The organism is Streptomyces sp. RP5T (assembly GCF_003933965.1).
GTDB lineage: Bacteria > Actinomycetota > Actinomycetes > Streptomycetales > Streptomycetaceae > Streptomyces.
Genome location: NZ_RSAJ01000789.1, coordinates 1 through 3,236 on the forward strand (window position 1 = coordinate 1; position 3,236 = coordinate 3,236).

General features: G+C 75.6%; 5 protein-coding genes. 3 read left to right on the plus strand and 2 right to left on the minus strand.

The features are described 5' to 3' along the window. Both EHS43_RS41010 and EHS43_RS41015 read right to left on the minus strand, forming a co-directional pair. Positions 1-780: M56 family metallopeptidase (locus EHS43_RS41010; protein WP_148104245.1), on the minus strand; the 780-nt coding region annotated here is incomplete at its 3' end. Between the two features lie 6 nt (positions 781-786). Next, on the minus strand, positions 787-1,173 hold the full coding sequence (locus EHS43_RS41015; RefSeq protein ID WP_125195605.1) for a BlaI/MecI/CopY family transcriptional regulator: 387 nt from the start codon (positions 1,171-1,173) through the stop codon (positions 787-789). A 136-nt stretch (positions 1,174-1,309) separates the two neighbouring features. On the opposite strand from EHS43_RS41015, the gene EHS43_RS41020 reads away from it, so the two are divergent. The 3 genes from EHS43_RS41020 to EHS43_RS41030 all read left to right on the plus strand — a co-directional run bounded on the left by EHS43_RS41020 (position 1,310) and on the right by EHS43_RS41030 (position 3,011). After that, positions 1,310-1,534: a twin-arginine translocase TatA/TatE family subunit gene (locus EHS43_RS41020; protein WP_125195606.1), complete on the plus strand. Its 225-nt coding sequence runs from the start codon at positions 1,310-1,312 to the stop codon at positions 1,532-1,534. Positions 1,535-1,607: 73 nt separating this feature from the next. Next, positions 1,608-2,234 (plus strand): hypothetical protein, encoded by a 627-nt coding sequence (locus EHS43_RS41025; RefSeq protein ID WP_125195607.1) that lies wholly within the window; start codon positions 1,608-1,610, stop codon positions 2,232-2,234. Between the two features lie 69 nt (positions 2,235-2,303). Further along, on the plus strand, positions 2,304-3,011 hold the full coding sequence (locus EHS43_RS41030) for a DUF1775 domain-containing protein (RefSeq protein ID WP_125195608.1): 708 nt from the start codon (positions 2,304-2,306) through the stop codon (positions 3,009-3,011). The last annotated feature ends 225 nt before the right edge of the window (positions 3,012-3,236 follow it).

Sequence of the window (3,236 nt, forward strand, 5' to 3'; positions counted from 1 at the left end):
GCCGAGCAGCGCGGCCACCCGGCGCGGCACGGGGCCCGGCAGGGCGAGCCCCGCGAGGGTCGGGGCCGGGGTGCCGCGGGAGATGAGGGCGGCCCGGCCTATCGCCCGCGCCACGGTCCGGCGGTCCCCGACGACCCGTGCCGCCTCCTCGTCCGCCCAGCGCTCCGTCGTGTACGACACCGCCGTGCGCAGCGGGCGCAGGAAGGGGTTGGCGTCCGCGGCCAGCCGGGCCAGCAGCAGGAAGCGGTGGTGCCGGGCCGCGAGGTGGGCCCGTTCGTGGGCGAACAGGGCCCGGCGCTCGGCGGGCCGCAGCGCGGCGAGCAGGGCCGTGGTCACCACGATCCGGTCACGGGTGCCGCCGGGCAGGGCGTAGGCGTACGGGAGTTCGTCGGCGAGCACCGCGACCTCCGTGTCCGGCAGGCCGGCGAGCGCCCGGTGGGCCCGGCGGCGCAGCCGGCCGTGCCGCCACAGCGTGCGGCCGCAGAGCGCGGCGACGGCCGGCAGGACGAGGACCGCCGCCGCGCCCACCACCTCGTCGTACGGCACGGCCTCCCGCACCTCGGGGTCGGACCAGGCGTCGGGCAGGGGATTGCCGGGCAGTTGGGCGGTGCCGACCACCATGAGCAGGCCGAGACAGACCGTGCTGCACAGGGCCATCAGCGCGGCCGTGCCGGTCAGCAGCCGGGTCGCGAGCCGGGGATGCAGATGCTGCTCGGCGAGCCGGGCGACCGGCCAGGCCGTGAGCGGCAGCACCAGCGGCAGGAGGACGAACACCCCCATGACGTCTCAGTCTTCCCCGTCGTCGCCGGTCCGCCCCAGCAGCTCCCGCAGCAGGCGTTCGTCGTCGGCGTCGAGCGAGGTGACGAAGCTCGCCAGCACCGCCTCCCGGTCGCGCTCGCCGTCCAGCAGCCTGCGCATCCGGTGCGCCGCGAGGCCCGCCTCGTCGGCGACCGGGGTCCACACGAAGGAGCGGCCCGAACGTTCCCGGGTGACCGCGCCCTTGGCCAGCAGCCGGGTCAGGATCGTGACGACGGTGGTGTAGGCGAGGTCGGCGCCCAGGCGTTCCTGCACCCAGCCGGCGGTCGCCGGTCCGTCCGCCTCCCGCAGGGCCGACAGGACCTTCACCTCCAGCTCGCCCTGACCGCGCCGCCGGGGCCGCCGCTGGTCCGTCATGCCCTGTCTCCCTTCCGCTGCCGCGCACGTCACGGGCGGTCCATGGTAAGGACACCGGGCTCGGGCCACGGGGTACGCTGCCGGTCCGGCGGGCATCTCGTCCGACTCGGACGTCACCTTGACGGAGGCCATCCCCATGTTCGGACTGAGCGAGCTCGCGATCATCCTGATCGTCGTCATAGCGGTCATCGCCGTCAAGAAGGGCCCGGAACTGGTCCGTACGGCGGGCAGATCGACGCGCATCCTCAAGTCGGAGGCCCGCGCGGCTCGGGAGGGTGGTGCGGAGCCCCAGGTCGTCCAGGGAGAGGTCCTGCGGCCCGGGACCACCGAGTCCACCGAGCAGGGGCCCGGCGCCCGCTGAACCGGACGGCGTCCGCACGCACTCCCCGGTTCGCCTGCCGACCGGTCCCGCGATGATCCATGATGGGCGGGTCATGCACCTGTCGGCCCCGACCACGCGCGCGCCACTGCCCGTTCTGCGGGCCGCGGTGTTCGCCGTCGTCGGCATGGTGCTCGGGGTCGGTGCCCACCACCTGCTCGCCGAGGGCCCGGTGCCCTGGGAGCAGGGTGCCGCCGCGACGGCCGTGCTCTTCGCGGTGGGTCTCATCGGCGTGCAGCGGCCCAGGAGCCTGACGACGGTCGTCGCGTGCAGCGTCGCGGGGCAGTCCGGGCTGCATCTGTGGCTGACGCTCACCGCGGCCGCGCGGCACCCCGGCGGGCATGCGCACGACGTCCACCCGGCCTGGCACGAGCGGGTCCACGGCTCCCTCGTCATGACGGCGGCCCACTTGCTGGTCGCCGCCCTCGTGGCGGTCCTGCTGCACCGCGCGGACACGGTCTGCTGGCGGGTGGCCCGCGGGGTGACGGCGGCGCTCGACGCGGTACGGGAGCGACTGGCCGCCACCCGGCCGCTGTTCGCCCGGCCCGTGTCCCCCGCACCCGGGGCCGCGGTGACGGTCGTGCCGGCCCACGACGAACGGCCGCTCAGCGCGCGGCCGTTGCTGGCGCACGCGGTGGTGCGGCGGGGTCCTCCGGCGGCGAGCGCAGCTCTCGCCCACTGACCCCACGGGGACGCCGTTCCGGATCGTGCCGGAGGGCCGCCCCGCCGTACCGCCCTGCCTGGAGAAACCATGTCCCGTATCCCCCTGTCCCGGCTGTCCGTCGCGGCCGCCGCGGCCGTGTCCGCCGTACTCCTGGCCGCCGTTCCGGCCGCCGCGCACACCGAGGTCGAGGCCGACAAGGCGCAGGCCCTCGCCGAGAACGTCACCGTCTCCTTCCACGCCGAGGCCGAGTCCGACAGCTCCGGGATCAAGGAGGTACGGGTGGTCCTGCCCGAGGGCATCGCCCCGGCCGACGTGGCGTACGACAAGGGCCCGGCGGGCTGGAAGTTCAGCGCGACCGACGACGGCTACAGCGTCGGGGGCAAGGAGCTGAAGACCGGCGAGAGCGCTGAGTACTCCGTCGTCGTACGGCAGTTGCCCGACGCGAAGGAGGTGCCCTTCAAGACCCTCCAGACCTACGGCGACGGGCACGTCGACCGCTGGATCGAGCTGGACGAGAACGGGGAGAACCCGGCACCCACCCTGAAGCTGAAGGCGGCGGCGCCGGGCGCCAAGGCGGTCGGCCCCTCTCCGAGCGCGTCCGCCAGTGCCTCCGCGAGCCCGGCCCCGACGGCCGCGCAGACGACGCCCGAGGCCTCCCCGCAGGCCGCCGACACCGGCAAGGACGACGGGGGCGGCCTGTCCGCTGCCGCCTGGACCGGCATCGGCGCGGGCCTCCTCGTGGCGGTGGCCGCGGTGGTCCTCGCGGTACGGCGCCGGGGCGGCACCGGCGAGTAGGCGCGTCCGGTACGGGGGATTTCCGCCGCACCCCGGATGAATCCCCCGCCTCCGGGTAGGCCAGCCACACGCCGTACCCGGAGATGGAGTGCCATGACCTGCGCGAACTCCCCTGCACGACACGGGACCTGGGCGGTGGCCCTGGCCGTCGCCGCCCTCGTCCTCACCGGGGCCTGCGACGACGGCGACGGCGGTGACGAGGGGCCCTCCCGGACGGGCCGGCCC

Coding starts and splice junctions, on each gene's coding strand:
- EHS43_RS41015 (WP_125195605.1), bottom strand. CDS start 1,173: ATGACGGACCAGCGGCGGCCCCGGCGGCGCGGTCAGGGCGAGCTGGAG.
- EHS43_RS41020 (WP_125195606.1), top strand. CDS start 1,310: ATGTTCGGACTGAGCGAGCTCGCGATCATCCTGATCGTCGTCATAGCG.
- EHS43_RS41025 (WP_125195607.1), top strand. CDS start 1,608: ATGCACCTGTCGGCCCCGACCACGCGCGCGCCACTGCCCGTTCTGCGG.
- EHS43_RS41030 (WP_125195608.1), top strand. CDS start 2,304: ATGTCCCGTATCCCCCTGTCCCGGCTGTCCGTCGCGGCCGCCGCGGCC.